The following is a 25,715-nucleotide window of genomic DNA, read 5'->3' on the forward strand; positions in this document are numbered from 1 at the left end:
GGTACTGCAGGGGGGACCCTGTGGGAGAGTAGGACGCCGCCGAACAATCATTGTGGGAAAGCCCCGCACCTTCTGGTGCGGGGCTTTTCTGCGTTTACCGGCAGGACGAGGGGACGGCTTCCTCGTTCCCCGGCCGGCCACCCCCGGGAGGCGCTGCCGAAGTAGTCGTGTGATCGCTCTACCCACCGGTAGCCCGCGGGCCTACGCTGTGCCGCCATGGCAGATGTGCGGTTGCAGCGGGGCCGGGGGGCTCTGGCGGGCAGTTTCTTCGTGCAAGGGGTCACCTTCGCGCTCCTCGTGACGCGGATACCGGCGATCCAGGACCGGTACGGGATATCGGACGGGCTGCTGCCCGCCTTCCTGGCCGCCGTCCCGGTCCTGGCCGGGGTGGCCAGCGTCGGCACCGAGAAGCTCGTGAAGCGGGTGCCGCCCAGTGCGGTGCTGCGGTGGTCCCAGCCGGTGGTGCTGCTGGCCCTGCTGGCGGTCGGCGCCGGCGAGGGGCTCTGGCAAGTGGCCCTCGCACTCGGCCTGTTCGGGCTCTCCGTCGGCGCGCTCGACGCCTCCATGAACATGCTCGGCGTCAGCCTCCAGCGCGCGTACCGCCGCAGCATCATGCTGGGTTTCCACGCCGCGTACAGCCTCGGCGGGATCGTGGGCGCCTCGGCAGCCTGGGCGGGGGCGCACTGGCACCTGAGCCTGTTCGCTTCGTACCTGCCGGCCGTGGCCCTCCTGCTGCCGCTCGCGCTCGCCGCCAGCCGGTTCTACGTCGATGCGGCCGCGCCCGCGCCCGGCCCCGCGGGAGGCGCAGGGGCCGCGGGAGGCGCAGGGGCCGCGGGAGGACCCGCCGCGGCCGGCTCCGGGGCCTTCCGGCTGCTGCTGCCGCTCTGCCTCGTCATGGCCTGCGCGTACATCGGGGACTCCACCGTCTCCAACTGGAGCGCCAAGTACCTCCAGGACGTGCTCGGCAGCTCCGAGCAGCTGGCCACCGTCCCCTACAACATCTACATGGTCACCACCCTCCTCGGCCGGGCCGTCGGGGACCTGGGCGTGCGGCGGTTCGGGGCCGTGGCCGTGGTCCGGAGCGGCACCGTGGTCGCGGCTGCCGGGTTCGCGGTCGTGGCCGGGGCCCCCGGGGCCTGGGTGGGCATGCTCGGGTTCACGCTGCTGGGGCTCGGGCTGTGCGTGATCGTGCCGCAGACCTTCGCCGCCGCCGGACGGCTCTTCCCGGAGGACTCCGACACGGCCGTCGCCCGGCTCAACATCTTCAACTACGTCGGCTTCCTGGTCGGATCCCCGCTCGTCGGCGCCATCGGCGACGCGTGGAGCTACCGGGGCGCCATGCTCGTGCCGATGGCCCTGGTCCTCGTCACGCTCGCCCAAGCCCGTTCGTTCGGGGCCGAGCCCGCCCGATACGGTGGCGGGCATGAGCGGCGAGCCGGTGACCGGGCTGTTGATGTGGGACGAGGCGGTAACGAGGTATGACTTCGGACCGAGCCATCCGATGGATCCGGTGCGCCTGGCGCTGACCATGGGCCTGGTCCGGGCCCTCGGGCTGGACCGGGAGCTCGACGTACGGTCCGCCCCGGCCGCAGGGGACTCCACCCTGCGCCTGGTGCACCGCGAGGACTACGTGGCCGCCGTACGGGCGGTGTCCGCCGACCCCGGCTCGGCCGACGGCTCGTACGGGCTCGGCACGATGGACGACCCCGCCTTCGCCGGGATGCACGAGGCCTCCGCCCTCATCGCCGGGCAGTCGGTCGCCGCCGCCGAGGCCGTCTGGCGCGGGGAGGCCGCCCACGCCGTGAACTTCGCGGGCGGGCTGCACCACGCCATGCCCGGCGGGGCCGCCGGCTTCTGCGTCTACAACGACGCCGCCCTCGCCATCGCCCGCCTGCTCGAACTGGGCGCCGAGCGGGTCGCGTACGTGGACGTGGACGTGCACCACGGGGACGGGGTGCAGGCCGCGTTCTGGGACGACCCGCGGGTGCTGACCGTCTCCCTGCACGAACACCCCCGCACCCTCTTCCCGCAGACCGGCTGGCCCGAGGAGACCGGCGGACCCGCCGCCGAGGGCTCCGCGGTCAACGTGGCGCTGCCCGCGGGCACGGGCGACGAGGGCTGGCTGCGGGCCTTCCACGCCGTCGTGCCCGAACTGCTGGCGGAGTTCCGGCCGCAGGTGCTGGTGACCCAGCACGGCGCCGACACCCACTTCGAGGACCCCCTCGCGCACCTGGCGGTCTCCCTCGACGCCCAGCGGGCCGTGCAGGAGGCCTGCCACGAACTCGCGCACGCCCACGCCGACGGCCGCTGGCTCGCCCTCGGCGGCGGGGGCTACGCCGTCGTGGACGTCGTACCCCGGTCCTGGACGCACCTCGTGGGGATCGCCGCACACCGGCCGGTGGACCCCGCGACGGACGTTCCCGGCTCCTGGCGGGACGAGGTGTACGCGCGGACCCGGCAGCCCGCCCCGGCGCGGATGACGGACGGGCGGCAGCCGCAGTGGCGGGACTGGGAGTCGGGATACGACCCGGCCGACCGCACCGACCAGGCGGTGCTGGCCACCCGCCGGGCGGTGTTCCCGCTGCGCGGACTCCTCGCCTGACGGACCCGCGGAAGGCCGTCGGAAAGCCCGTCCGGAAGGTGGTCCGGAGAGCCGTCCGGACGGCCGCGTCCGGATACCGGATCCACCGGCGGATCCACCGGCGTTATTAGGCCAACTGTGGGGCGATGTACGGAATCTGGCGCTCCGTCACCAGCGGTGCGGCAGCATCGGGAGGGTGTTGAGCACCGGCGCGCTGCGTGCGCATCTCCTGGCCGCCCGCTTGGCCGGGCCCGTGGCGACGACCCGCGAGGAAAGTCTGCGCAGCTACCGGCTGTTCGCCGCGCACGACCCGCGGGTGCTGCTCGGACTCGAACCGGACGGGCACTGGGGTGAGCGGGACCTGCTGGCGCTGATGTCCGACCGGTGCGGGGTGTCCGCAGACCCCCGGCACGTGACCGGTCCGGACCTCATCGACCCGGAGCGCACCCTCGCCGCCCTGGAGGCCTTCGCGGACCGGTTGCGGGGCGTGGTCGCCGCCCGGGGCCCGGTGCTGCTCGGCACCGGGCATCCGCACCGGCTGCTCGCCTTCTACAGCACATTGGCGGAGGCCCTGTCGGCGGCGGGATGTGAAGTCCTCACCCCCGCGCAGGGTGCCCGTATCGACATGGCGTCCGGGTATGGCGTACGCCCGTACACCCTCGATTACGTACGGGGCGTCGCATTGGTGCGGGAACCCGGCGCGCGCCGGCCCGGGAGTGCGACCGGCGTGCACTCCCATTCCCCGCTGCCGGTTCGGCACGCCCTCGGGGCCCTCGCAGCCGCCGGGCAGCCGCTGCCCGCGCTCGTCATCGGGGACCACGGATGGGTCTGCGGAGCAGGTCAGCTGGGTTTCGGGGCCATCGGGCTGGCCGATACGGATGATCCGGCGCTGTTCGTCGGGGAAGCCGAGGGGCGGGTATCGGTCGCGGTTCCGCTTGATGACGGGGTCCGCTCCGACTACTACCGGCCCCTGACGCGCTATGTACTCAATCGGGCGAGTCTGTCGGGGTAATTCCGTGGCCGCTGCTCCTCTTCCCCACTCGTATCACCCGCCCCTACTCTGGGGAGTGAGCGTGCGACGACGGGGTGTAACCGGAGGGGAAGCCGGTGCCCGTCATGCGCGGAAGGTCAAGGTGTGTCATGGCTGCTGGCGAGAGGCCTCTCAGTGAGGTTCAGTTCCTGACCGTGGCGGAGGTCGCCTCGGTGATGCGAGTGTCGAAGATGACCGTGTACCGCCTGGTGCACAACGGCCATCTGCCCGCGATCCGGGTGGGCCGGTCCTTCCGGGTCCCCGAGAACGCGGTCCACGAGTACCTCCGGGAGTCCTACGTGGGGGTGGAGTCGGCCTGAGGACGACCCCCCGGGGACCCTCGGATTACAAGCTCGACGCTCGGGCGGGTAGGCTAGGCCGACGTAGGTCGTGTGGGCCCAGACGCCCCGCACCAGTGAGAAGAAGTGAGCGAGGGTAGTCGTGGGCTCTGTTATCAAGAAGCGGCGCAAGCGGATGGCCAAGAAGAAGCACCGCAAGCTGCTCAAGCGCACCCGCGTTCAGCGTCGTAACAAGAAGTAAACGGCGTCTGTACGTGTTCTCCGCAGCCCCTCCACCATCATGGGTGGAGGGGCTGCGGTGTGTCCGGGCCCGGATGTCCGCGGTGGGGAAGGGAAGGCGCTGATCGTGGGGAAGGTCGTGCTCGTCACCGGGGCCGCACGCCGGCTGGGCAGCCGGTTCGTACGGCGCGTCCAGCGGGACCCGGACGTGGACCGGGTGATCGCGGTGGACGTGGCGGAGCCGGACCGGGGGCTGGGGTCGGCGGTCTTCGTCCGCGCCGACATCCGGCAGCCGTCGATCGGCCGGATCCTCGCCGAGCACGCGGTGGACACGGTGGTGCACCTGGCGGTCACCGCGACCCCGCTGGGCAGCTCCGGCCGGACCTCCGTGAAAGAGGCCAACGTCATCGGCACCATGCAGCTGCTGGGTGCCTGTCAGAAGTCCCCCACGGTCCGCCGCCTCGTCGTGAAGTCCTCCACGAGCGTGTACGGGGCGGCCCCCCGCGACCCGGCCGTCTTCACCGAGCGCACCCAGCCGAAGTCCCTGCCGGGCGGCGGCTTCGCGAAGGACGCCGTGGAGGTCGAGGGCTACGTACGCGGGTTCGCGCGGCGGCGGCCGGACGTGGCGGTGTGCGTGCTGCGCTTCGCGAACATCCTGGGGCCCCGGGCCGACTCCCCGCTGGCCGGCTACTTCGCGATGCCGGTGCTGCCCACGGTGCTCGGCTACGACCCGCGGCTGCAGTTCGTCCACGAGGACGACGTACTGGACGTGCTGTCGCTCGCGGCCGGGGAGCCGCGGCGGGGCACCCTCAACAGCGGCACCTTCAACATCGCCGGGGACGGGGTGCTGACGCTGGCCCAGTGCTCGCGCCGGCTGGGCCGCCCCACGGTGCCGCTGCTGCTGCCCGCCGTGCGGTGGGTGGGTTCGGCCCTGCGGGCGGTGGGGGCCACGGACTTCTCGCCGGAGCAGATCCGGCTGCTGACACACGGGCGGGTCGTGGAGACCGCGCAGATGCGCGAGGTGCTGGGGTTCACCCCCGCCTACACGACCGCCGAGACCTTCGCGGACTTCGCGGCGAGCCTGGGGGCGGGGCTGCTGCCGCCGGCGGCGCTGGCGCGGACCGTGGACCGGGTCGCGGGGGTGCTGGACGTGGACGTGGAAGCAACGGACCGGGCTGCAGAGGGAGCGCATCGATAATGGCGGACGCCAAGGTCATCCCGTTCGACGAGGACCGCGAGCGGGCGCGCGGCGGCGACCGGCGGGCGTCGCGGCGCCGCGGGTCCCTGCGGCGGCCCGTGGAGGCGGCCCCTGCGGCGGTGCCGGCGCCGGTGGTGAGCGCGGTCCCCGAGGAGCCGGAGGCCGCCGCTGAGGGCGCTGGGGAGCCGCGGGAGCCGGGGCAGGGGCGCGGGTCCGGCGGGACGGCCTCCGGCGCGGACTGGGACCGGCGGATCGCGGGCGGGCTGGCCTTCCTGCGGCGGCGGATCACCGGGGAGTACGAGGTCGACGAGTTCGGCTACGACAAGGAACTGACGGACCAGGTCCTGATGTCCCTGATGCGGCCGCTGTTCGACAAGTACTTCCGGGTCGAGGTGAAGGGGATCGAGAACATCCCCTCCGAGGGCGGGGCGCTGATCGTCGCCAACCACTCCGGGACGCTCCCGCTGGACGGGCTGATGCTCCAGGTCGCCGTCCACGACCGGCACCCCGCGCAGCGGCACCTGCGGCTGCTCGCGGCGGACCTCGTCTTCATGCTGCCGGTGGTCAACGAGCTCGCGCGCAAGGCGGGGCACACGCTGGCGTGCGCGGAGGACGCGCACGGCCTGCTCCGGGCCGGGGAGCTGGTCGGGGTGATGCCCGAGGGCTTCAAGGGGATAGGGAAGCCGTTCGGCGACCGCTACAAGCTCCAGCGGTTCGGCCGGGGCGGGTTCGTCTCCACGGCGCTGCGGGCGGGCACACCGATCGTGCCCTGTTCGATCGTGGGCGCGGAGGAGATCTATCCGATGATCGGGAACTCGAAGACGCTGGCCCGGCTGCTGGGGCTGCCGTACTTCCCGATCACGCCGACCTTCCCGTGGCTGGGGCCGCTGGGGGCGGTGCCGCTGCCGACGAAGTGGACCATCCAGTTCGGGGAGCCGATCCCGACGGACGGCTATCCGCCGGAGGCCGCGGACGATCCGATGCTGATGTTCAACCTCACGGACCAGGTGCGCGAGCAGATCCAGCACACCCTGTACAAGCTGCTGGTGCAGCGGCGGTCGGTCTTCTTCTGATCCGACCGCCGCTGCACCGGGGGCGCCGGTGTCCGGCCGCTAGTTGACGTCCTCGGCGTTGAGCCCGAGGCCGGGCAGGATGCCGGGCAGCAGCGGCGGGAGGGTGATGTCCGGCTCGGCTTCCTCCGGGTTCGACGGACTGGGGCTCGGCGCGTCCTGCTTCGGGTCCAGCAGGCCGCCGGCTCCGCCGCCGAGCAGGCCGTCGTCACCGTGGTCCTGCGAGTGGCTGGGCTGCGGCCGGTCCGGCTCGTGCTGCTTGCCGGGGGCCGGGGAGGCGCCGGGTGAGGCGGGCGGTGCGCTGGCCTTGCGGCCGGTGCCGTCGTCCGTGGTGGTGGTGTTGGCGGTCTTCGACTGCCGGTGCTGCTGCGGCGCCGGGGGCAGCAGGGATTCGAGCGGCTGCACCTCTTCGTCTATGGCGTCGAAGACCGAGTTCACCTGGTCGCCCATGTCGGTCAGCTGCGCGGGCAGCCGCTCGCGCAGCTTGCCCCAGGCGTCCCGGTGGCTGCGCGAGAAGGAGGACAGGGCCTGGATGGGGCCCAGGGAGCCGTCCCGCTCGTACGCCGAGTAGAGCAGCCGGTGGCCTTCCTCGGCGTCGTGCTTCATGCCGGACAGGGCCCGCCGGATCTTGCCCAGGGACTCGTGGTCCAGGGCGCCCGCCTTGTCGAGCTCCATGAGGCGCCGGGCCTCGCTCAGGCGGGTGGAAGCGTGGTCCAGGTAGACCTCGCCGCGGTCCCGGTCGCCGTCCGCCATGCCGAGGACGATGTCCTCCATGCCGCGCTTGACCGGGTAGAGCGAGTCACCGGGCAGGGCGTTGTTGCTGGCAGCGGCCACCCCGCTGAAGGCCCCCGCGGCCACACCGACGGTGAGGCCGCCCGCTGCGATGCCCTTGGACCAGCGGGAGCGGGGCCGCAGTTTCCGGAGCGGGGTCGCCCGGTGGGCGCCGCGGCCGGCCCGCTGTTCGGGCACCTGAGGGTCCGCCCCGGCACCCCCCAGCGTCCCTTCCATCACCATGGCCTCCATGGCGGCCACGAGCTGGGCTCGCTGCACCACTTTGACCTCGGGGTCCAGCACCGGGCGCGGCACTTCGCCGAGCACATTCGCCAGGGCCAACAGCCGGTCGTGCTCGCCCGGTTCGGCTGCGTCGGCTGGGGCCTCGGGCTGTTCGGCCGCCGTCTCCGGAGGATCAGACGGTGTCTGATCCTCCAGGGCCTGGGCGAAGGCGTTCGCCCGCCGGTGCGTCGAAACGTTCGCGATCACTGGCGGCACCTCCTCTCGTCATGACGTTCGACTCCCCTGTATGTCCGGACGGTTGCCTTCCTTGAGCGCCTCCACTCTTTCGAGTGAGTCGCGGCCGTCATGGCGTGTCCACAGGGAGCCTGCATTCCGCACAACGAGCGGCGCGGCACTTGGGTTACGGACGAAGGATGATCGGACCACAGCGTCATCGACGGGTCACCGGATGGGGATCAGGAATCAAGGGCCGGACTCGGGTTCGGGATCGGGGTCGGTTCGGGATCAGCGGGCGTCGTCCGGGAGCAGCCGGGCGAGGGTGCGGACCGCGCGGTACTGGAGGGTCTTGATCGCACCCTCGTTCTTGCCCATGACCCGTGCGGTCTCGGCGACCGACAGGCCCTGCAGGAAGCGCAGGGTCACGCACTCCTGCTGCTGCGGGTTGAGCTTGCGGACGGCTTCCAGCAGGGCGGCGTTGGAGAGGGACTCCAGGACCGATTCCTCGGGGGAGCGTTCGACTTCGTTGGCGTCGAGCATCTCGCCCGTGGTCACTTCGAGGCGGAACCGGCTCGACTTGAAGTGGTCGGCGACCAGGTTGCGCGCGATCGTGACCAGCCAGGCACCGAAGTCGCGTCCCTGCCAGGTGAAGGTCGAGATCCGGCGCAGGGCGCGCAGGAAGGTCTCGCTGGTGAGGTCCTCCGCCGTCGCCTTGCCGCCGACGCGGTAGTAGATGTAGCGGTAGACCGTGTCGCTGTACTGGTCGTACAGCCGGCCGAAGGCCTCGGCCTCGCCGGCCTGGGCCCGCTCGACGAGGTCCATCATGCGGGCGCTGTCGCTGTCCGCGGTGGGACGGCGGGCGGTTGCGGTGCTCGCCGAGCCGGCTGTGCTGCCCCCGCGGCCGCGTCTGCCCACTGTCGCTCCGCCGTCGGTCAGGGCGTAGCAGGGACCGGCAGGCCCCAGACCGGCAGGGACTGCGGCGGCGAAAGCGGGTGTGGCGAACGCGGTGGGGACGAAGCCGCGCAGGTGGTCGAGGACCACTGAGCGGAGCGTAGCCAGGCCCGAGGCGTCAACCCCGACAGGTGGGTACACGGGACTCCCAGAGGCAGAGCTTCCATCACGTGCAGTGCGGGGACCGTTGGCTCGTCGACCAGGTGTGCGGCGACAGGCGGGTGCCCGTATGCGTTTGAGGAGAATAACGCTTCGTACAGGCAGCACTACACCCAGTTGCGTAAATCACCGCTTCCGACACTTCTGTTGCGTGTCCAGGGCATATTCCCTCGCGGTTCGTGATCGCTTGGTGATCACTTCTGCGTGCGGAATGGCTGGTTCCATCACGTGTTGTGGCCGGTTCGGGCACGGTCGAGTGGCCCGCCCGAACCGTGGGTAGAGCTTGGAGAATGCGCCCCGCTACTTGCGGCGGCGGTGCAGGGCCACCGCTGCGGCCGTGCCGCCCGCCAGCGCACCCACTCCGGCGGCCGCCGGGATGCCGACCTTGGCCGCCTTGCGGCCGGTCCGATAGTCGCGCAGCCGCCAGTCGTGGGCCCGGGCATGCTTGCGCAGTTTTGTGTCGGGATTGATCGCGTACGGATGCCCGACCAGGGACAGCATCGGAATGTCGTTGTGCGAATCGCTGTACGCGGCGCAGCGCGCCAGGTCCAGCCCTTCGGCGGCGGCCAGGGCGCGCACCGCCTCCGCCTTCGCGGGCCCGTGCAGCGGCTCCCCGACCAGGCGGCCGGTGTAGACCCCGTCCACGGATTCGGCCACCGTGCCCAGGGCGCCGGTCAGACCCAGCCGGCGGGCGATGATCGTCGCGGTCTCGACCGGGGCGGCCGTCACCAGCCAGACCTTCTGGCCCGCGTCGAGGTGCGCCTGCGCCAGGGCCCGGGTGCCGGGCCAGATCCGCTCCGCCATGTACTCGTCGTAGATCTCCTCGCCGATCGCCATCAGCTCGGAGACGCGGTGGCCCTTGACGATGGACAGGGCGCTGTCGCGCGCGTCCTGCATGTGCTCGGGGTCCTCGACCCCGGCGATCCGGAACCACGCCTGCTGCCAGGCGAACCGGGCCAGCTCGCGGCGCTGGAAGAACTCCCGCTTGTAGAGGCCGCGGCCGAAGTGGAAGATCGCCGCGCCCTGCATGACGGTGTTGTCGAGATCGAAGAAGGCGGCCGCCTCCTCGTCGCCCTCCACCGGGAAGGCGGGCTCTGCCGGGGCCTCGCGTACCGCTTCCCCCGCCGCCTCCGGGGCCGCCTCGTCCGCCGCGCCCTCCGGAGCCGCGGCCTTGCGGGCGGCCTCGGCGGAGGCCTCGCCGGCCAGCACGCTCCGGGCGGTCGCCGGGCGCTTACCTGGGGTGAGCCATCTCAGAGCGGGCATGTTGCGAGCATAGCCACTGTGTTCGGTAACTCCCGAACCCCCGGGATGCAGGTGCGTGAACACTGCGGGGCGGCGGTGTTACGCATCCGGCGCGCGAGAATGGGGACATGAGTCCTCTGCTGCGCCGCAAAGAGAAGAAGAGTCCCGCCGAGCGGATGGTCACGCTCGTCGGCAAGCCCGGCTGCCATCTCTGCGACGAGGCCGAGGAGGTCGTGGCCAAGGTGTGCGCCGAGACCGGCGCCGGGTGGGAGAAGAAGGACATCTCGCAGGACGAGGAGCTGTACCGGAAGTACTGGGAGCAGATCCCGGTGGTGCTCGTGGACGGCGAGCAGCACACCTTCTGGCGGGTGAACCCGGACCGGCTGCGCCGCGCATTGGTCGGTTGACCGGGGCGACCGTTACCATCGTGGGCGATTTGAGCGGTCTCGGGGGCGTATGGATGAGGAGTGTGTTCCGTTTTGCCCCCGTCGCGATGTGGACGCACGGCGTGCTCCCGTAGTTCCCGTACCGGGCACCGCGGGCGCGTGACCCCGGTCACTTTGGTCGGACAAATTGGACACAATCTTTGTGCACGCGTTCACAAAGACATAGCCTGCATTCGACGGGGCGGTCCTGGGACAAGTGGCCGCCTGCAGCCCCGCTCATCCCGCAGGAGCATCGTGGCAACTGGCCGAACTCACCGACCGGCGACCCGCAGCCGAGGCATTCCCGAGGCCACTGTCGCTCGGCTTCCGCTGTACCTGCGGGCCCTCACCGCGCTGTCCGAGCGTTCGGTGCCCACCGTCTCCTCCGAGGAGCTCGCGGCCGCCGCCGGCGTCAATTCCGCCAAGCTGCGCAAGGACTTCTCGTACCTCGGCTCGTACGGCACCCGCGGGGTCGGCTACGACGTCGAGTACCTCGTGTACCAGATCTCCCGCGAACTGGGCCTCACCCAGGACTGGCCCGTCGTCATCGTCGGCATCGGAAACCTCGGCGCCGCCCTGGCCAACTACGGCGGTTTCGCCTCGCGCGGCTTCCGCGTGGCCGCGCTGATCGACGCGGACCCGGCGATGGCGGGCAAGCCGGTCGCGGGCATGCCGGTCCAGCACACCGACGAACTCGAGCGGATCATCGAGGACAACGGCGTCTCCATCGGCGTCATCGCCACCCCCGCCGGGGCGGCCCAGCAGGTGTGCGACCGGCTGGTCGCCCTCGGGGTCACCTCCATCCTGAACTTCGCGCCGACTGTGCTGTCGGTGCCCGAGGGCGTGGACGTGCGCAAGGTGGACCTCTCCATCGAGCTGCAGATCCTCGCCTTCCACGAGCAGCGGAAGGCCGGCGAGGAGGGCACGGCCGTGGCGCCGGTCGCTCCGGGTGCCGGCTCCGGGGCCGCCGTTTCGGCGGCGGGTGCGGGTGCCGGTGCGGGTACGGGCGCGGGCTCCGGTGCGGGTGCGGGTGTGGCCGGGCGGTCCGGCAAGGGCGGTCCCGACGGGGACGTGCCGGCGGTGATGCCGGCATGAGCCTGCTCGTCGTCGGACTGAGCCACCGCAGCGCGCCCGTCAGTGTCCTGGAGCGCGCCGCGCTGACCCAGGACGCCAAGATCAAGCTGCTGCACGACACCCTCGCCGCCGAACCGGCGACCGAGGCGGCCGTGCTGGCCACCTGCAACCGGATCGAGCTGTACGCCAACGTGGACAAGTTCCACGCCGGTGTAGCCGAGCTGTCCACGCTGCTCGCCCAGCACAGCGGGGTCGCGCTCGAGGAGCTCACTCCGTATCTCTACGTGCACTACGAGGACCGGGCCGTCCACCACTTCTTCTCGGTGGCCTGCGGGCTGGACTCCATGGTCGTCGGCGAGGGCCAGATCCTCGGCCAGATCAAGGACGCGCTCGCGCTCGGGCAGGAGCTCCACACCGCCGGGCGGCTCGTCAACGACCTCTTCCAGCAGGCGCTGCGCGTCGGCAAGCGGGCGCACTCCGAGACCGGGATCGACCGGGCCGGGCAGTCGCTCGTGACCTTCGGGCTGGAGCAGCTGGCCGTCGGCACGGACGTGGAGTCCTGGGCGGCGGGGAAGCGGGCGCTGGTCATCGGGGCGGGGTCGATGTCCTCGCTGGCGGCGGCGACGCTGGCTCGCGCGGGTGTGGCTGAGGTGGTCGTCGCGAATCGGACGCTGGCGCGGGCCGAGCGGCTGGTGGAGATCCTGGGTGGGTCCGGGGCCGTGGCGGCGCGGGCCGTTCCCATGGACTCCGTCCTCGGGGAGCTGGGGCGGGTGGACGTCGCGGTGTCCTGTACGGGGGCGACCGGGCTGGTGCTGACCGGGGACGACGTGGCGGGTGCGGTTGCCGTGGACGGCCCTGCGGGGCTTTCCCCTACCCGCCCCTTCCCGAACCAGGGCTCCGCCCCGGACCCCGCGCCTCAAACGCCGGTGGGGCTGGAAGGTCGGGGCTCTGCCCCGGACCCCGCGCCTCAAGCGCCGGCGGGGCTGGATGTTGCCCCCGAGCCGGGGCGGCCTGCGATGCAGCGTGCCGCCGAAGCCGTACGGGGCTCTGTCCCGGACTCCGTGCGTCAAGCGGCGGTGGGGCTGGATTCGGTTGATCTTGAGGCCGTTGCGCGGCTTGCCGTTGCGGTTGAGGTGCATGGGCGGATTGCCGATGCGGGGGCTGCTCGCACGCTCGGGGCCGCCGTGGTGGAGGACGCCGAAGGGTGTCCGGTCGGGCCTGACGGGCGGGCTGCGCTGACCGGCGTGGACGCCAGTTCGCTCGAACTGCACGGGGCCTGGGCCGACCAGGGCGAAGCCGCCGCGCAGCGGGCGCCGCGCAAGGGCGGCCGGGTGCAGCACAGCAACGGCGCCCCCGTGCGCCTCGCCCTCCTCGACCTCGCCATGCCGCGGGATATCGACGCGGCCGCGCACCGCATCCCCGGGGTCCGGCTGGTGGACATCGAGTCCCTCGCCGAGGCGTCCGCCGACGCGCCGATGGCCGCCGACGTGGAGCTCGTACGCGAGATCGTGGCGGCCGAGGTCGCCGCGTTCGGTGCCGCGCAGCGGGCCGCGCACATCACGCCCACCGTCGTCGCGCTGCGCGCGATGGCCGCGGAGGTCGTGGCGAGCGAGGTCGCGCGCCTCGACGGGCGGCTGCCCGATCTGGACGAACGCCAGCGCGCCGAGGTCACCCAGACCGTGCGCCGCGTCGTCGACAAACTCCTGCACGCACCGACCGTGCGGGTCAAGCAGCTCGCGAGCGAGCCCGGCGGCGCCGGGTACGCGGAGGCGCTGCGGGAACTCTTCGACCTCGACCCGGAGACGGTGGCATCCGTCAGCCGGGCCGATACGACCGACGGTGACGTGCAGAGCGTCACGAACACAGGACGGGCATCATGAACTCAGGCCCTGCCCAGCAGCCGCTGAAGCTCGGAACGCGGCGCAGCAAGCTGGCCATGTCCCAGTCCGGGCACGTCGCCGAGGCGGTGCGCGCCCTCACCGGCCGGCCCGTCGAGCTCGTGGAGATCACCACGTACGGCGACGTCTCGCGGGAGCACCTCGCGCAGATCGGCGGCACCGGCGTGTTCGTGACCGCGCTGCGCGACGCCCTGCTGCGCGGTGAGGTCGACTTCGCCGTGCACTCCCTCAAGGACCTGCCGACGGCGCAGCCCGAGGAGCTCGTGCTCGCGGCCATCCCCACGCGCGAGGACCCGCGGGACGTGCTGGTCGCCCGCGACGGGCTGACCTTCGAGCAGCTGCCCGACGGCGCCCGGGTCGGCACCGGCTCGCCGCGCCGCATGGCCCAGCTGAACGCGTACGCGAAGCAGCTCGGCAAGACCATCGAGACGGTCGCGATCCGCGGCAACGTCGACACCCGCATCGGGTTCGTCCACAACGGCGAGCTGGATGCCGTGGTGCTCGCCGCCGCCGGTCTCAACCGGATCGGACGCAGCGACGAGGCGACCGACTTCCTGTCGGTCGACAACGTTCTGCCCGCCCCCGGCCAGGGGGCACTGGCGGTCGAATGTCTCGCGGACAACGCGGACCTGATCGCCGCGCTCGGCGCGCTCGACGACCCGGACACCCGGGCCGCCGTGATCGCCGAGCGGTCCCTGCTCGCGGCTCTGGAGGCCGGCTGCAGCGCACCCGTGGGCGCGCTTGCCGACCTCCTGCCGGCCGACGCGTCCGGCGCCGGGCAGGCTGTCAACGAAATGCGCCTGCGGGGAGTGGTCGGCACGACCGACGGATCCTCGCTGGTGCAGCTGTCCACCACCGGTCCCGTGCCCCGGTCGTACGACGAGGCCATGGCGTTCGGCCGCGAACTCGCGGACGAGATGCTGGCCAAGGGCGCGGCCGGTCTGATGGGGGAGCGAGCACTTTGAGCCCCACAAGTTCCACCACCTCCGCGCTTCCGGCCGTCGCCGCCGCGGGGCACGTCACCTTCCTCGGTGCCGGCCCCGGCGACCCGGGACTCCTCACGCTGCGCGCCGTCGAGGCCCTCGCCGCCGCGGACGTACTGATCGCGGAGCCCGAGGTGCTCGAGGTCGTACGCTCCCATGCACGCACGGGTGTCGACACGCCGCAGCTGACGGTCGCTGACGAGGCGTCAACGGCCGCCGGTGTCCCGGTGATCCGGGATGCCGCCAATCTTGTCATGGAGGCTGCGCGCTCCGGCAGGCGGGTCGTCCGTGCCATCACCGGAGACCCCGGCCTGGACGGCAGCGCCGCCGAGGAGATGCTCGCCTGCGCGTCGGCGGGCATCCCCTTCGAGGTGGTCCCGGGCGTCGCGACCGCCGTCGGCGTGCCCGCGTACGCCGGTGTGCCGCTGCGCGACAAGGAGGGTGCGGACGTCCGCTTCCTGGACGCCAAGACCGCCTCCCCGCGCTGCTGGACCGAGGCGGGTGCCAGCGACGGCACGCTGGTCGTCTCGGCGACCCTGGAGACCGTCGGCGCGGCCGCGGCGGACCTGGTGGCGGCCGGGCGCAAGCCCGACACCCCGCTGACCGTGACCGTGGCCGGCACCACGACCAGGCAGCGGACCTGGACGGCCACCCTGGGCACCATCGCCCAGGTGTTCAAGCAGGGCAAGGTGCTGCCCTCGCCCGAGGGGCACCAGCCCGTCATAGCCGTGGTCGGTGAGCACAGCGCCGCCGCGCGCCGTGACGAGCTGGCCTGGTTCGAGTCGAAGCCGCTGTTCGGCTGGCGGGTGCTGGTCCCGCGGACCAAGGAGCAGGCGGCCTCCCTCTCCGAGCAGCTGCGCTCGTACGGCGCGGTGCCGCACGAGGTCCCGACGATCGCCGTCGAGCCCCCGCGCACCCCGCAGCAGATGGAGCGCGCGGTCAAGGGCCTGGTCACCGGCCGCTACGAGTGGATCGCCTTCACCTCGGTGAACGCGGTGAAGGCCGTGCGCGAGAAGTTCGAGGAGTACGGGCTCGACGCGCGCGCGTTCGCGGGCATCAAGGTGGCCGCGGTGGGCGAGCAGACCGCCGCCGCGCTGGTCGAGTTCGGCGTCAAGCCGGACCTGGTGCCGAGCGGGGAGCAGTCCGCGGCCGGGCTGCTGGAGGACTGGCCGCCGTACGACCCGGTCTTCGACCCGATCGACCGCGTCTTCCTGCCGCGCGCCGACATCGCGACCGAGACGCTGGTCGCGGGTCTGATCGAGCTGGGCTGGGAGGTGGACGACGTCACCGCCTACCGGACCGTGCGGGCCTCGCCGCCGCCGGCCGACACGCGCGAGGCGATCAAGGGCGGCGGGTTCGACGCCGTGCTCTTCACGTCCTCCTCGACGGTGCGGAACCTCGTGGGCATCGCGGGCAAGCCGCACAACGTGACCGTGATCGCGTGCATCGGTCCGGCCACGGCCAAGACGGCCGAGGAGCACGGGCTGCGGGTGGACGTGCTGTCGCCCGAGCCGAGCGTGTCGAAGCTGGCGGAGGCGCTGGCGGAGTACGGGGCGGCGCGGCGGGAGGCGGCCAAGGCCGCCGGTGAGGCGGTGTTCCGGCCGAGCGAGCGGCGGCCGGGGGCGCGGCGCCGTCGTACGACCTGACGCTGCGCGGGCGGTTTCGGGGGCTCCGCCCCCGGACCCCCGCGCCTCAAACGCCGGCGGGGCTTGATTTTGCCCCTGCCGGCGTTCGGCTTTCCCTGGCGGGGGCTGTTGTGCGCCTGCGGGCGTTCGGCTTCCCCGGGCGGGGCTTGATGTAGCCCTGCCGGCGTTCGGCTTTCCCTGGCGGGGCTTGATGTAGCCCTGCGGGCGTTCGGCTTTCCCCGGCGGGGTTGGAATGGCCCCCGTCCGGCGATCGAGGACCGGGGGCCGGGGGCGGAGCCCCCGGGGCCTAGGCTTGGGGCGACTGTTGTCGATGGCTCGAAGAGGCGACGAAGATGAGCGCGTACGGTTCCTTCCCTGGCTCGCGGCCCCGCCGGCTGCGCACCACCCCGGCGATGCGGCGGATGGTCGCCGAGAACCGGCTGCACCCCTCGGACCTGATCCTCCCGGCGTTCGTGCGCGAGGGCATCAGCGAGCCGATCGCGATCTCCGCGATGCCGGGCGTGGTCCAGCACACCCGGGACACGCTGCGGAAGGCCGCCGCCGAGGCGGTCGCGGCGGGCGTGGCGGGCATCATGCTCTTCGGCGTCCCGGCGGACGAGAACAAGGACGCGCTCGGCACGGCCGGCACCGAGCCGGACGGCATCCTCCAGGTCGCCATCCGCGACGTGAAGGCCGAGGTCGGCGACGAGCTGGTCATCATGTCGGACCTGTGCCTCGACGAGTACACCGACCACGGGCACTGCGGGGTCCTCGACGCCGACGGCCGGGTCGACAACGACGCGACGCTGGAGCGGTACGCGGAGATGGCCCAGGTCCAGGCCGACGCGGGCGTCCACGTGGTGGGCCCCAGCGGCATGATGGACGGTCAGGTCGGCGTCATCCGCGACGCGCTGGACGAGACCGGCCACGAGGACGTGTCGATCATGGCGTACACGGCGAAGTACTCCTCCGCGTTCTACGGCCCGTTCCGCGAGGCCGTGGCCTCCTCGCTGCGGGGCGACCGCAAGACCTACCAGCAGGACCCGGCGAACGCCCGCGAGTCCCTGCGCGAGCTGGCGCTCGACCTCGAAGAGGGCGCCGACATGGTCATGGTGAAGCCGGCCGGACCGTACCTGGACATCCTCCACCGGGTCGCCCAGGCCGTGGACGTGCCCGTCTCCGCGTACCAGATCTCCGGCGAGTACGCGATGGTCGAGGCCGCCGCCGAGAAGGGCTGGATCGAGCGCGACCGGGCCATCATGGAGACCCTGCTCGGCATCAAGCGCGCGGGCGCCGGCACGATCCTCACCTACTGGGCGACCGAGGTCGCCGGCTGGCTCAAGGACCAGTAGGCGGCGACGGGGAGGGCGGGCCGCCGCGTCCGGCAGCGGCCCGCCTCCTCCGCCGGTCCGCCTGCTCCGCTGGTCCGCCTGCTCCGCCGGTCCGTTCGGGCGCGAGCGGCGGTTCGGTGCGGGTCGAGCGATACGCGAAGGGGGTCCGGGAGGATCGGGGCGACCGCCCGCCGATCAGGAGAGCGCCCGATGACCACCTACGTCCTCGTCCCCGGAGCCTGGCACGGCGCCTGGACCTTCGAGCCCGTCGCCCGCGCGCTGCGCGCCGAAGGCCACCACGCCTACCCGCTCACCCTCACCGGCATCGGTGCCCGCAAGCACCTGCTGACGGCCGCCGTGAACCTCGACACCCACATCCAGGACGTCGTCGGGCTGCTGGAGGACGAGGACCTGCACGACGTGGTGCTCGTCGGCCACAGCTACGGCGGCATGGTGATCACCGGCGCCGCCGACCGGGCCCCGGAGCGGGTGGCCAGGCTGGTCTACGTGGACGCCCTCGTCCCGGAGGACGGGGACTCCTGCTGGACGCTGGTCTCCCCGCACCAGCGCGAGTGGTACATGGAGGGCACCGACGCCGACGGGCACGCCAGCGAGCCGATGCCCTTCTTCGACCCCCGCGCCACCGCACACCCGCTGGCCACCCTCCTCCAGGCCCTGCGGCTCTCCAACCCCCCGGTCGCCGCCCGCGAGTTCGTGTACGCGGCCGGCTGGGGCGGCGAGTCCCCCTTCGACGACCTGTACGAGCGGCTGAGCGCCGACCCCGGCTGGCAGGTCCACGCGGTGGACTCGGGCCACGACGTCATGGGCGACGCCCCGCAGGAGCTGGTGCGGATCCTGCTGGGCGCGGAAGCGGGCGCCGCCGCGGGGCGGGCGGCCGCCGCCTGAGACCCGCCGTGCGCGGCGGCCCGGGCGGGCGCACCCTGGAGGGAAGAGGGCGACCTCCGGAGGTGATCCACGATGTCCACGCACGTGGGATGGCACATAGAGAACGAGTTCACGGATGAGGGCCACCGCACCAGCGCGGTGTGCCTGCTGAGGCTGGCCGACGGCACCGAGCTCAGGGGCCGCGGCTACGCCCTGCGGCACCCGTCCGACCCGGAGCAGCTGCGGGTCGGCGAGGAGATCGCCGGGGCGCGGGCGCTCATGGACCTGTCCTCGCAGCTCCTGCAGAAGGCGCACGCCGAGATCGACCAGGAGACCGGCCGGCACTCGTACCCGATCAACCGCTGAGGCGCGAACCGCGGTCCATCAGGGCCGCGGTTCCTCCGCGGTCTCCGCCCGGTCCGGGGAGTCCGGGCCCTCCGCGGTGTCCTCGCCCAGGTCGATCCACGAGGTGACGGTGCCGCCCTCGCGGCTGGCGACCGCGCCCAGCCCGTCCAGGAGGCGCAGCACCGCCGTGTTCTCCGGCTTGGTGCTGACGTACAGGGCGCCGAAGCCCGCCGCACGGGCCAGTTGGATCATCCGCTGGAGCACCGCGCCGCCGACCCCGGCGCCGCGCTGGCTGCGGCCGATCCACACGCCCGCCTCCACCGTGTCCCGCGGCTCGTCCAGGGGGCAGAGCCGGGCCGCGCCGGAGACCACCCCGCCGACGTCGATCGTGTAGGTCACCTCCACCGGCTCGGCGGCGAGCGCCCGCGAGCGGTGGAAGGCGAGGAAGGCGTCCTGCCGCTGCGGGGTCCAGCCCGGCGGCCCGTCGACCGGCGGCATGACCTCGTACGGGTCCGCGTCGGCGACGGCGGCGGCGAGGAGGGCCTGCAGCCGGTCCTCGTCGAGGGGGTGGAGGGTGACGTCCGTACGCACAGCTCGATCTCCCCTGGGGGATGGTCCGGCAAGGCCCCGTTCCCGGATGCCCACGGCCTCTGTCGGCAGCATGCTACTCAGCCGCGGCCGGTCCGCCGCCCGGCCGGAACCCGCCGGCCGCCGCATCGGCGGCCCGCCCGGTCCGCCGCCCACCCGATCCGGTGAGCGGCCCGTGGCCTACGCTTCGCCGCATGGGGAACGGACACGTCGCAGTCGCAGCGGACATCGTCGAGGACCTGGCACCCGAGGGGGTGCTGCGGGCCTCCGTCAACCTGGGGAACCCGGTGCTCGCGCAGGGCACGCCGGAGCGGCCCGCCGGGATCACGGTGGACATCGCGCGGGAGCTGGCCGCCCGGCTCGGGCTGCCCGTCGAGTTCCTGTGCTTCGACGCCGCCCGCAAGTCGTACGAGGCCATGGCGCAGGGGCGCGCCGACATCTGCTTCCTCGCGGTGGACCCGGCCCGGGAGGCCGAGGTGGCGTTCACCGCCCCGTACGTGCTGATCGAGGGCGTGTACGTGGTCCCGGCGGACTCGGCGGCGGCCGGCCCGGCCGACGTGGACGCGCCGGGCGTGCGGATCGGGGTCAAGGAGGGCTCCGCGTACGACCTGTTCCTCTCGCGCGCCCTGGAGCACGCGAGCGTGGTGCGCGGGGCGGAGGGCGTGGACGTGTTCCGCGAGCAGGGGCTGGAGGCGGGGGCCGGGATCCGGCAGCCGGCCACCGCGTACGCCGCCGCGCACCCGGGGGTGCGGCTGATCGACGAGGCGTTCATGCAGATCCGGCAGGCCGTCGGCACCACCCGGGACCGCAGGCCCGAGACGGTCGGCTACCTGCGGGCCTTCGTGGAGGAGTTGAAGGCGAGCGGCTTCGTGGCCGGCTCGCTGGAGCGCTCCGGCCAGTCCCCGAACCTGGCCGCGCCACCGGCGTAGCGCACGCGGGCGGGCCGCCCGCCGGGACGGCGGCTCGCGTCCGGACGTGCGGCGGCCCCCCGCTCCCGGCAGGAGCGGGGGGCCGCCGCACGTGCGGGGAGGGCCCGGGTCAGAGGCGCTCGGGGGTGCGGATGCCCAGGAGGGACATGCCCTTGGTGAGGGTGCGGGCCGTCAGGTCGCACAGGAACAGCCGGTTCTCGACCTGCTCCGGGGTGTCGGCCTTCAGGACCGGGCACTCGGCGTAGAACGTCGTGAACAGCGAGGCCAGCTGGTACAGGTACGCGGCCAGCTTGTGCGGGGCGTACTCGGCCGCCGCCTCGGCCACCAGCGCGCCGAAGCCGTCCAGGTGCAGGCCGAGCGCCCGCTCGGACGCGGCCAGCTCCAGCTCCGGACGGGCCGCCGGCTTCGCGTCGCCCGCCCTGCGCAGGATCGACTGGATACGGGCGTACGCGTACTGGAGGTAGACCGAGGTGTCGCCCGTCAGCGAGACCATCTGGTCCAGGTCGAACTTGTAGTCGCGGGCCGCCGAGGTGGACAGGTCCGCGTACTTCACCGCGCCGATGCCGACCTGCGCAGCCCGCTCGGCGATCTCCTCCTCGGTGAGGTCCTTGGCCTTCTCGCGGACCACGGCCGCGGCCCGCTCCACCGCCTCGTCCAGCAGGTCCACCAGCCGGACCGTCTCGCCCTCACGGGTCTTGAACGGCTTGCCGTCCTTGCCGAGGACCGTGCCGAACGCCAGCTGCACCGCCTTGGTGTCCTCGTTGAGCCAGCCCGCCCGGCGGGCCGTCTCGAAGACCATCTTGAAGTGCAGCGACTGGCGGGCGTCCACCACGTACAGCAGGGTCGAGGCGCCCAGCCCGCCCACCCGGTCGCGGATCGCCGAGAGGTCGGTGGCCGCATACCCGAAGCCGCCGTCCGACTTCTGCACGATCAGCGGGGTGGGCTGGCCGTCCGGGCCCTTGAACTCGTCGAAGAACACGCACAGCGCGCCGTTCGACCGGACCGCGACACCGGACTCCTCCAGCAGCCGGCAGGTCTCCACCAGCATGTCGTTGTAGCCGGACTCGCCGACGATGTCCGCGTCCCGGATGTCCATGTCCAGCTTGTCGAACACCGAGTAGAAGTAGATCTTCGACTCGTCCACGAACCGCTGCCACATCGCGAGCGTCTGCTCGTCGCCGGCCTGGAGGTCCACCACCCGGGCCCGCGCCCGGGTCTTGAACTCCTCGTCCGCGTCGAACAGCGCCCGGGAGGCCTTGTAGAGGCGGTTCAGGTTCGACATCGCCTCCTCGCCGGACTCCTCCGACGAAGCGTCCGAGGCCTTGTGGTCCAGCTCGTGCGGGTGCTCGATCAGGTACTGGATGAGCATGCCGAACTGGGTGCCCCAGTCGCCGATGTGGTGGCGGCGGACCACCTTCTCGCCGGTGAACTCCAGCATCTCGACCATGGCCGCGCCGATGACCGCCGACCGCAGGTGGCCGACGTGCATCTCCTTGGCCACGTTCGGCTGCGCGTAGTCGATCACCGTCGTCCCGGCGTGCTCGTTCACCGGCACGCCCAGCCGGTCGTCCGCGGCCCGCGCGGCCAGGGTCTCGGTGATCGCCCGGTCCGAGACGGTGATGTTCAGGAAGCCGGGGCCGGAGACCTCGACGTCGGCGATCACGCCGCCCTTGTCGAGGCCGTCCACGACCGTGCCGGCCAGCTCGCGCGGGTTGGCCTTCGCCTTCTTCGCGAGCGCCAGGATGCCGTTGGCCTGGAAATCCGCCCGGTCGCTTCGTCGGAGCAGCGGGTCGGCGGCACCGGCCTCCGGCAGGGCGGAGGAGAGTGCGGCGGAGACACGCTGTTCGACGGCGGAAGCGAGGGAAGGGACCGAGGCCATGAGCTGCCGTTCCTGTGAGACGTCGTGGGTGGTGCGGCCGCGGCATGGGTATGCGCACGGCCCGACGAGTATCCCATGCGGGCGCATCGCGCAGCCCGGGGATAAAAGCAACCCCGGAGCGCCCGCGTCCGTCTGGGAGAATGTTCCAGCCAGCATTCGAGTAGAAGGACGTGTCGTGGCTCAGAGCGCCCAGAGCAGCACCGAGACCGACTGGGTCTCCCGTTTCGCGGACGAGGTCATCGCCGAGGCGGAGCGGCGTGCGCCGGGCAAACCTGTCGTCGTCGCGTCCGGCCTCTCCCCCTCCGGCCCCATCCACCTCGGCAACCTGCGCGAGGTCATGACCCCGCACCTCGTCGCCGACGAGGTCCGCCGCCGCGGGTACGAGGTCCGCCACCTCATCTCCTGGGACGACTACGACCGCTACCGCAAGGTGCCGGCCGGCGTCCCCGGCGTCGACGAGAGCTGGGCGCAGCACATCGGCCGCCCGCTGACCTCCGTGCCCGCCCCGGCCGGCTCGGAGTACCCGAACTGGGCCGAGCACTTCAAGGCCGCCATGGTCGCCTCGCTCGCCGAACTCGGCGTCGAGTTCGACGGCATCAGCCAGACGGAGCAGTACACCACCGGCGTCTACCGCGAGCAGATCCTGTTCGCGATGAAGCACCGCGGCGACATCGACGCCGTGCTCGCCCAGTACCGCACCAAGCAGAAGCCGGGCGCGAAGAAGACGCAGAAGCCCGTGGACGAGGCCGAGCTGGAGGCAGCCGAGGGCTCCGGCGCCGCCAACGAGGACGACGGCACCGGCGAGTCCGGCTACTTCCCGTACAAGCCGTACTGCGGCGCGTGCAACAAGGACTTCACCAAGGTCGTCTCGTACGACGACGAGACCACCGAGATGACCTACGTCTGCACCGAGGACGAGTTCACCGAGACGGTCAAGCTCACCGAGTTCAACCGCGGCAAGCTGGTCTGGAAGGTCGACTGGCCCATGCGCTGGGCCTTCGAGGGCGTCATCTTCGAGCCCTCCGGCGTGGACCACTCCTCGCCCGGCTCCTCCTTCCAGGTCGGCGGCCAGATCGTGCACATCTTCGGCGGCACCCAGCCGATCGGCCCGATGTACGCGTTCGTCGGCATCAGCGGCATGGCGAAGATGTCCTCCAGCAAGGGCGGGGTCCCCACCCCGGCCGACGCGCTGAAGATCATGGAGCCGCAGCTGCTGCGCTGGCTGTACGCCCGCCGCCGGCCCAACCAGTCCTTCAAGATCGCCTTCGACCAGGAGATCCAGCGGCTCTACGACGAGTGGGACAAGCTGGAGGCCAAGGTCGCCGACGGCACCGCCCTGCCCGCCGACGCCGCCGCCCACTCCCGTGCCGCCCGCACCGCGGCCGGCGAGCTGCCGCGCACCCCGCGCCCGCTCCCGTACCGCACCCTCGCCTCGGTCGCCGACATCACCGCCGGCCACCACGAGCAGACCCTCCGCATCCTCAGCGAGCTGGACCCGGCCCAGCCGATCACCTCCCTCGACGAGGTCCGGCCGCGCCTGGACCGCGCCGAGAACTGGATCACCACCCAGGTCCCGGCCGACCAGCGCACCCTGGTCCGCGAGGAGCCCGACACCGAGCTCCTCGGCTCCCTCGACGAGCAGGGCCGCGAATCGCTGCGGCTCCTCCTGGAGGGCCTCGACAGCCACTGGTCCCTCGACGGCCTCACCACCCTCGTCTACGGGGTGCCCAAGGTCATGGCCGGTCTCGACCCCGAGGCCAAGCCCACCCCCGAGCTGAAGGTCGCCCAGCGCACCTTCTTCGCCCTGCTCTACACGCTGCTCGTCGGCCGCGAGACCGGCCCGCGCCTGCCCACGCTGCTGCTCGCGGTCGGCGCGGACCGCGTGCGCAGGCTGCTCACGGTCTGACGCACCCGAAGCGACAGGAGGGCCGCCGCCCCGGATCCGTCCGGGGCGGCGGCCCTCCGCCGTGCCGGGGCGGCCGTCAGGACCGGCCGGGGCGCTTCGCCATCGCGCGGACCGCCGACTCCGCGACGGAGTCGGCCGTCTTGCACGTGCCGGCCGAGGAGGGGGCGCCGTCCACGGCGACGAACACCCGCAGGTTCCCCTTCCGCACGGTGGTCGAGCAGCCGCCGACCGAGGCGACCCGCAGCGCCTCGTCGACGGAGTCGAGCCGCAGGGCGCTCCCGCCGAGCGCGTACTGGTCGTGCTTCCGCTCGGCCCGCTGGGCGCCGCTGCTCCGGCCCGGAACGGTCGCGTACAGGCTCCACTCGACCCACACCCGGTCCTTGCCGCGCCCGCGCCAGATGCAGACGTTGCGGGTGTACGTGCCCCCGAGGCCGTCCGCCAGGCCGAACTCCCCGGCCCGGTCCTGCTCCGGACGCGCGTACCCGGCCGGCACCGCCATCGCGTCCGCCGCCTCGAAGCAGGTCAGCGGCTCCTGGGGCCGGTACGCGTCGGCCACCCCGGCCAGCGGGTCGCGGGGGGACTCCACCGCCGTGGAGGAGCGCCCGGGCGACGGCGTCGAGCCCGCCGGACCTCCCGGCTTCCCGTCGAACGCCGACCACAGGAACGCCGTCAGCCCGCCCGCCGCCGCCACGGCCGCGAGCGCCGCGACTGCCAGGGCCCGCGGGCGGCGGCGCCGGGCCCGGCCGGACGCGGCCTGCCGAGCGGGCTCGGGGGCGGGTCCGCGTACGGGGTTCGGCTCCGCTCGCGGCGCGGGCTCCGGCTCGGGCCCGGGTGCGGGCTCCGGGTCGGGCTCCGCCACGGGCTCGGGCGCCGGCTCGCGTACGGGCTCCGGGGGCGCGGCGGGCAGGTGGGGCCGGGGCGGGTCCGCGGACGGGGACGGGGAGGGGGACGGAGACGGCTCCGGCAGGGCGTACGCCGTGACGCCCAGGAGGTCGTCCACCTCCGCACGCCGTTCCGCGATCATCCGGTGCACCTCCGCCGGCCACTGCCGGCCCACCGGAGCCACCGGCCCGATCAGCGCGAGCAGTTCCCCCGGGGCCGGCCGCGCCGCCGGGTCCTTCGCAAGGCACCGCTCGACCAACGGCCGCAGCCCCGCCGGCACCGGGCCCAGGTCGGGTTCCGCGTGGACCACGTTGTACAGCGTCTGGAAGGTGGACTCCGCGGCGAACGGACTCCGCCCGCCCGCCGCCGCGGCCACCAGGACCGCCCCCAGGGAGAACACGTCGCTCGCCGGGGTCAGCGGCCTGCTCTCCGCCTGCTCCGGGGACATGAACGGCGGCGAACCGACCACCCACCCGGTCTGCGTCAGTTCGGTGCCGTCCCCGCCCTGCACCGCCCGCGCGATCCCGAAGTCGATGACCCGGACCCCGTCCTCGGCCAGCAGCACGTTGTCCGGCTTGAGGTCCCGGTGGATCAGACCCGCCCGGTGGATCTCCGTCAAGGCCGTCGCCAGCCCCGCGGCCAGCCGCCGCAGCGCCCCCTCGTCCAGCCCGCCCATCCGCCGCAGCGCATCGCCCAGCGCCGGGCCCGCCACGAACACCGAGGCCAGCCACGGGGTCGGCGCGTCCGCGTCCGCCGCCATCACGGCCGCCGCGTACGCCCCCGACACCCGCTGCGAGGCGGCCACTTCACGGCGGAACCGCGCCCGGAACCCCGGATCGGCACTCAGGTGCGCATGGATCTGCTTGACCACCACCAGCCGGCCGTCCGGCGAGGCGGCCAGCAGCACCCGGCCCATCCCGCCCTGGCCCAGCACGGCCAGGGCGCGGAACGGGCCCACGTGCGAAGGATCACCGGGTCCTAAGACC

Annotated in this window: 23 protein-coding genes; 17 read left to right on the forward strand and 6 right to left on the reverse strand. The window is 72.9% G+C overall.

What is annotated here, in order from left to right:
• Positions 1–216 precede the first annotated feature (216 nt).
• The 7 genes from ACZ407_RS06710 (at position 217) to ACZ407_RS06740 (ending at position 6,400) form a co-directional block, all read left to right on the forward strand.
• The gene (locus ACZ407_RS06710) at positions 217–1,482 is read left to right on the forward strand and encodes an MFS transporter (RefSeq protein WP_468126078.1); all 1,266 of its coding nucleotides are present in this window, start codon (positions 217–219) and stop codon (positions 1,480–1,482) included.
• Positions 1,454–2,602 carry an acetoin utilization protein AcuC gene (locus ACZ407_RS06715; RefSeq protein WP_468126550.1) on the forward strand — a complete coding sequence of 383 codons (1,149 nt, stop codon included), beginning with the start codon at positions 1,454–1,456 and terminating at the stop codon, positions 2,600–2,602. The genes ACZ407_RS06710 and ACZ407_RS06715 overlap by 29 nt, the downstream gene beginning before the upstream one ends.
• A 175-nt stretch (positions 2,603–2,777) precedes the next feature.
• Positions 2,778–3,593: a phosphatase gene (locus ACZ407_RS06720; RefSeq protein ID WP_468126080.1), complete on the forward strand. Its 816-nt coding sequence runs from the start codon at positions 2,778–2,780 to the stop codon at positions 3,591–3,593.
• Between the two features lie 128 nt (positions 3,594–3,721).
• Positions 3,722–3,931 (forward strand): helix-turn-helix domain-containing protein, encoded by a 210-nt coding sequence (locus ACZ407_RS06725; RefSeq protein ID WP_008738568.1) that lies wholly within the window; start codon positions 3,722–3,724, stop codon positions 3,929–3,931.
• A 121-nt stretch (positions 3,932–4,052) separates the two neighbouring features.
• Complete coding sequence (locus tag ACZ407_RS06730; protein WP_003948845.1) at positions 4,053–4,151, forward strand: 30S ribosomal protein bS22; 99 nt, start codon at positions 4,053–4,055, stop codon at positions 4,149–4,151.
• Between the two features lie 105 nt (positions 4,152–4,256).
• Complete coding sequence (locus tag ACZ407_RS06735; RefSeq protein ID WP_468126082.1) at positions 4,257–5,327, forward strand: NAD-dependent epimerase/dehydratase family protein; 1,071 nt, start codon at positions 4,257–4,259, stop codon at positions 5,325–5,327.
• Entirely contained in the window at positions 5,327–6,400 is a 1,074-nt protein-coding gene (locus ACZ407_RS06740) for a lysophospholipid acyltransferase family protein (protein ID WP_468126083.1), read from the forward strand. Before ACZ407_RS06735 ends, ACZ407_RS06740 begins: the two co-directional genes overlap by 1 nt.
• A gap of 39 nt (positions 6,401–6,439) precedes the next feature.
• On the opposite strand, the gene ACZ407_RS06745 is transcribed toward ACZ407_RS06740, so the two are convergent.
• The 3 genes from ACZ407_RS06745 to ACZ407_RS06755 form a co-directional block, all read right to left on the reverse strand.
• Entirely contained in the window at positions 6,440–7,657 is a 1,218-nt protein-coding gene (locus ACZ407_RS06745) for a DUF5667 domain-containing protein (protein ID WP_468126084.1), read from the reverse strand.
• 258 nt (positions 7,658–7,915) lie between these two features.
• On the reverse strand, positions 7,916–8,719 hold the full coding sequence (locus tag ACZ407_RS06750) for an ECF subfamily RNA polymerase sigma factor, BldN family (protein ID WP_468126086.1): 804 nt from the start codon (positions 8,717–8,719) through the stop codon (positions 7,916–7,918).
• Between the two features lie 318 nt (positions 8,720–9,037).
• On the reverse strand, positions 9,038–10,000 hold the full coding sequence (locus tag ACZ407_RS06755) for an HAD family hydrolase (protein WP_468126088.1): 963 nt from the start codon (positions 9,998–10,000) through the stop codon (positions 9,038–9,040).
• A 107-nt stretch (positions 10,001–10,107) separates the two neighbouring features.
• Here ACZ407_RS06755 and ACZ407_RS06760 point away from each other — a divergent pair, with 107 nt between their 5' ends.
• From ACZ407_RS06760 to ACZ407_RS06795, 8 genes are all read left to right on the forward strand, one after another.
• Positions 10,108–10,386, forward strand: coding sequence for a glutaredoxin family protein (locus tag ACZ407_RS06760; protein ID WP_468126090.1), 279 nt, complete (start codon positions 10,108–10,110; stop codon positions 10,384–10,386).
• Positions 10,387–10,659: 273 nt separating this feature from the next.
• On the forward strand, positions 10,660–11,499 hold the full coding sequence (locus tag ACZ407_RS06765) for a redox-sensing transcriptional repressor Rex (protein WP_468126092.1): 840 nt from the start codon (positions 10,660–10,662) through the stop codon (positions 11,497–11,499).
• Complete coding sequence (hemA, locus tag ACZ407_RS06770; RefSeq protein WP_468126093.1) at positions 11,496–13,358, forward strand: glutamyl-tRNA reductase; 1,863 nt, start codon at positions 11,496–11,498, stop codon at positions 13,356–13,358. Before ACZ407_RS06765 ends, hemA begins: the two co-directional genes overlap by 4 nt.
• Positions 13,355–14,341 carry a hydroxymethylbilane synthase gene (gene hemC / locus ACZ407_RS06775; protein WP_468126095.1) on the forward strand — a complete coding sequence of 329 codons (987 nt, stop codon included), beginning with the start codon at positions 13,355–13,357 and terminating at the stop codon, positions 14,339–14,341. Before hemA ends, hemC begins: the two co-directional genes overlap by 4 nt.
• Entirely contained in the window at positions 14,338–16,005 is a 1,668-nt protein-coding gene (locus tag ACZ407_RS06780; protein ID WP_468126097.1) for a bifunctional uroporphyrinogen-III C-methyltransferase/uroporphyrinogen-III synthase, read from the forward strand. Before hemC ends, ACZ407_RS06780 begins: the two co-directional genes overlap by 4 nt.
• 332 nt (positions 16,006–16,337) lie before the next feature.
• Entirely contained in the window at positions 16,338–17,336 is a 999-nt protein-coding gene (gene hemB / locus ACZ407_RS06785) for a porphobilinogen synthase (RefSeq protein WP_468126099.1), read from the forward strand.
• A gap of 189 nt (positions 17,337–17,525) precedes the next feature.
• On the forward strand, positions 17,526–18,221 hold the full coding sequence (locus tag ACZ407_RS06790) for an alpha/beta fold hydrolase (protein ID WP_468126101.1): 696 nt from the start codon (positions 17,526–17,528) through the stop codon (positions 18,219–18,221).
• 72 nt (positions 18,222–18,293) lie between these two features.
• Positions 18,294–18,566, forward strand: coding sequence for a DUF1876 domain-containing protein (locus ACZ407_RS06795; RefSeq protein ID WP_468126103.1), 273 nt, complete (start codon positions 18,294–18,296; stop codon positions 18,564–18,566).
• Positions 18,567–18,584: 18 nt separating this feature from the next.
• On the opposite strand, the gene ACZ407_RS06800 is transcribed toward ACZ407_RS06795, so the two are convergent.
• Positions 18,585–19,136, reverse strand: coding sequence for a GNAT family N-acetyltransferase (locus ACZ407_RS06800; protein ID WP_468126105.1), 552 nt, complete (start codon positions 19,134–19,136; stop codon positions 18,585–18,587).
• A gap of 191 nt (positions 19,137–19,327) precedes the next feature.
• Here ACZ407_RS06800 and ACZ407_RS06805 point away from each other — a divergent pair, with 191 nt between their 5' ends.
• Positions 19,328–20,062, forward strand: coding sequence for a transporter substrate-binding domain-containing protein (locus tag ACZ407_RS06805; RefSeq protein WP_468126107.1), 735 nt, complete (start codon positions 19,328–19,330; stop codon positions 20,060–20,062).
• 109 nt (positions 20,063–20,171) lie between these two features.
• On the opposite strand, the gene argS is transcribed toward ACZ407_RS06805, so the two are convergent.
• Positions 20,172–21,941, reverse strand: coding sequence for an arginine--tRNA ligase (argS, locus tag ACZ407_RS06810; RefSeq protein WP_468126108.1), 1,770 nt, complete (start codon positions 21,939–21,941; stop codon positions 20,172–20,174).
• Between the two features lie 175 nt (positions 21,942–22,116).
• Between argS and lysS the strand changes: the two genes are divergently transcribed.
• Entirely contained in the window at positions 22,117–23,847 is a 1,731-nt protein-coding gene (lysS, locus tag ACZ407_RS06815) for a lysine--tRNA ligase (protein WP_468126110.1), read from the forward strand.
• A gap of 76 nt (positions 23,848–23,923) precedes the next feature.
• Here lysS and ACZ407_RS06820 read toward each other — a convergent pair whose 3' ends face one another.
• Entirely contained in the window at positions 23,924–25,687 is a 1,764-nt protein-coding gene (locus tag ACZ407_RS06820; protein WP_468126112.1) for a serine/threonine-protein kinase, read from the reverse strand.
• Positions 25,688–25,715 lie beyond the last annotated feature (28 nt).

It is taken from the genome of Streptomyces sp. NPDC030809 (genome assembly GCF_055572195.1).